Origin of the sequence: Bacillus sp. AFS040349, from assembly GCF_002577655.1 — a bacterium.
GTDB lineage: Bacteria > Bacillota > Bacilli > Bacillales > Bacillaceae > Metabacillus.
Map to the genome: position 1 here is coordinate 1 of NZ_NUMC01000209.1, position 2,761 is coordinate 2,761.

A 2,761-nucleotide genomic window follows, 5' to 3' on the forward strand; every position below is an offset into this window, starting at 1 on the left:
TGATTCAATGAAATGTAATGTCTATCATCACCTATTTTTATATGTATCTCAGACGAATGCTTATACCTCCGTTATTCTTCGATCATATTTTATTTGTAGGAGGTGTTGTTAAATGTTTAAACTATATTTAGATCCTGGTCACGGGGGAGTGGACCCAGGAGCTATTGGCAATGGGATGCAGGAAAAAGAAATTACCTTAAGTATTTCCCATAGCATCCGAAATCTCTTGGGAAACCATTATGAAGGTCTGCAAATTAAAATGAGTAGAACAGCAGATATTACGCGCAGTTTGAAAGAACGTACAGATGATGCGAATGCTTGGGGTGCAGATTATTTTCTATCCATCCACGTTAATGCATTTAACGGTTCAGCTCATGGGTATGAAGATTATATTCATAACAGTTTGTCTGATTCATCGAGAACAGCGTTCATTCGAGACATTATGCATGAAGAAATTGTCAAAGTAAATAACTTGCATAACCGTGGTAAAAAAAAGGCCGATTTCCATGTACTGCGAGAAACCAGAATGCCCGCTTTATTAACGGAGAACGGATTTATTGATCATGCAAGCGATGCCCAAAAATTAAGAGACCCGAATTGGCGGCAAGCGGTTGCCCAAGGGCATGTTAATGGGTTAGCACGCGCGTTTAATTTGAAGAGAAAATCGACTAATCTGAAAAGCAATATGGCTATTAAACGTGTAATTGTTGACGGTGTGCAAGTAGGGGCTTACGCAGAAGAAGAAAATGTGTTGAGAACTGTACAACGTAACCTGAGAACAGCACAAAGGATTATTATTGAAAATGTGTAGTTTCGTTGGGAAAACGGTTGCTTGACTGCAAGCACGTTAAAGTTTTATCAAAATGGATAACTAGGCTGGATGAACAAAATATACGCTAAGCCTTTGATGTGACGGGCTTAGCATTTTTTTCTTGTTCTAAGTTGGTCCGGCCGATATAAGCCAGGACTAGCTTAATATCAGATGAATAGAACGAAGTTGTTGAGGGAATTATAGCTCATGATGTTTCTATTTCCAATTGTTGGATTTGAGGTGAGTTTTTGCCTAAGATTACTCCTATTCAGTCATACATGATTATTATGCTTTCGGTTGGATTAATGAACCACGTAATTATTATCCCTTTACTACTCGAAGCATCAAAGCGAGATGCCTGGCTCGTAGTGTTTCTTGTTTTTGTCGCTTCACCTGTTTGGATTGGTTGCTTGAACTACATCATTCAAAACATGAACAATCAACACATTAAAAAGTGGCTAGATCAGCACTTTGGAAAGTTTTTATCTGCAATCTTAGTGATTATTTATAGTTTGTTATTATGGCTCATGGGCTTTATTTCCTTAAAAGATACTCTAACATGGACAATCGCATCTTACTTGCCGCAAACACCGATACTAGTTCTTGCGGGAACCACACTTGTTGCATGCTTCTTTGCTACTTTTCAAGGACTCCGTACAATTGCAATTGTGAGCGGAATATTGTTGCCATTTGTTGTTATTCTGGGGCATCTTGTGGCGATTGCCAATTTTCAGTTTAAAGATTATACCTTGCTTTTTCCATTGTTAGAAAACGGGACAGCTCCATTATGGAAAGGCGTTCCTTACGTTGCCGGGGGATTGCTGGAGTTGTCTTTCTTGATGTTGCTGATTCAGCACAAATTAACAAAAAAACAGGATTTAAAAGCTTGATGTTGATGTGCTTCATCCTTACAGGACTTACGTTAGGACCATTAATGGAATCGATTGCGATATTTGGCCCTGATGAAGCGGCTAACCAAAGATACCCCGCTTACGCTCAATGGGTCAGTCCGATTATTTGGTCTGTGTAACCAGCTGTGTCTGTATAATGCTCTACTATATTTAGATCCGTCTCATGGTGTAACAAACCATCCAAAACATGAATCGCATCCCTTGAATTAGTATGAATAATCTTTGTGTAATAAGAAGAAAATTGATCTTACAACTAAGTAAAATTTAAATTGGAGGAAAAAACTTTGGAAGAAGTTAATATTGGTTTACTGACGATCAAAGTCATCGTTGGTTTTGCAACTTTATTTTTTATCATTATCATAACAGGCAGAACATCCATCTATCAGTTAACCCCGTTTCACTTAGTTTTTGTGTTAGTACTTGGAGATTTTTTAGGAAATACCATTTATGAAGATAAGGCAGGGATTTTACATTTTTTATATGCCATCGGATTGTGGACGTTTCTTATGTTGGGAATAGAGTTTATAACTCTAAAAAATAAATCGACACGTTCTCTCTTATTAGGCAATCCTAACATCATCATTCGAGATGGTGTTATGGACAGAAAGTTACTTACAAAGAACAAATTGGATGTAAATCAAGTATTGAGTTTACTCCGTCAAAATAATGTCTTTTCAGTTCGCGAAGTCAAATACGGTATATTGGAAGCTAATGGGCAAATAAGTTTATTATTAAAATCCAAGTATCAAAAACCAGACAAGCAAGATCTCAATCTTCCAGAAAGGCCAGTAGACCTCCCCACATCGTTAATTATAGATGGGGAAATTTTATGGGATAATTTACATGAGCTCGGATTTGATCAACAGTGGTTAGATAACCAACTAACTACCAATAGATATGATAATGTAAAGCATATACTCTACGCAGATTGGCGAGAGAGTGAAGGCATACATGTAAGTCCTAAATAAAATTTGTTAGGATAAGAGCACATCAATTTTCTTGGTGAATATAAACTTTAGTCTTCAACAAAACCAGCTAA

The 2,761-nt window shown here is 37.1% G+C and carries 4 protein-coding genes and 1 pseudogene; 4 read left to right on the forward strand and 1 reads right to left on the reverse strand.

Features of this window, described 5'->3' with window-relative positions; translation table 11 throughout:
• Positions 1–112 precede the first annotated feature (112 nt).
• The 3 genes from COD11_RS26275 (at position 113) to COD11_RS27845 (ending at position 1,841) form a co-directional block, all read left to right on the forward strand.
• Positions 113–811 carry an N-acetylmuramoyl-L-alanine amidase family protein gene (locus COD11_RS26275; RefSeq protein ID WP_098799805.1) on the forward strand — a complete coding sequence of 233 codons (699 nt, stop codon included), beginning with the start codon at positions 113–115 and terminating at the stop codon, positions 809–811.
• Positions 812–1,059: 248 nt separating this feature from the next.
• Positions 1,060–1,701, forward strand: coding sequence for a GerAB/ArcD/ProY family transporter (locus COD11_RS26280; RefSeq protein WP_255301718.1), 642 nt, complete (start codon positions 1,060–1,062; stop codon positions 1,699–1,701).
• Positions 1,698–1,841, forward strand: coding sequence for a hypothetical protein (locus tag COD11_RS27845; protein ID WP_224773487.1), 144 nt, complete (start codon positions 1,698–1,700; stop codon positions 1,839–1,841). The genes COD11_RS26280 and COD11_RS27845 overlap by 4 nt, the downstream gene beginning before the upstream one ends.
• On the opposite strand, the pseudogene COD11_RS26285 reads toward COD11_RS27845, so the two are convergent.
• A pseudogene (locus tag COD11_RS26285) lies at positions 1,811–1,969 on the reverse strand (Tn3 family transposase); the annotation flags it as partial. The gene COD11_RS27845 and the pseudogene COD11_RS26285 overlap by 31 nt on opposite strands.
• A gap of 37 nt (positions 1,970–2,006) precedes the next feature.
• Between COD11_RS26285 and COD11_RS26290 the strand changes: the two are divergent.
• The gene (locus COD11_RS26290; protein WP_098799806.1) at positions 2,007–2,690 is read left to right on the forward strand and encodes a DUF421 domain-containing protein; all 684 of its coding nucleotides are present in this window, start codon (positions 2,007–2,009) and stop codon (positions 2,688–2,690) included.
• Positions 2,691–2,761 lie beyond the last annotated feature (71 nt).

What these genes read in the sequence shown, in the direction of transcription:
- COD11_RS26275 (WP_098799805.1), top strand. Translation starts at nt 113, where the DNA reads ATGTTTAAACTATATTTAGATCCTGGTCACGGGGGAGTGGACCCAGGA.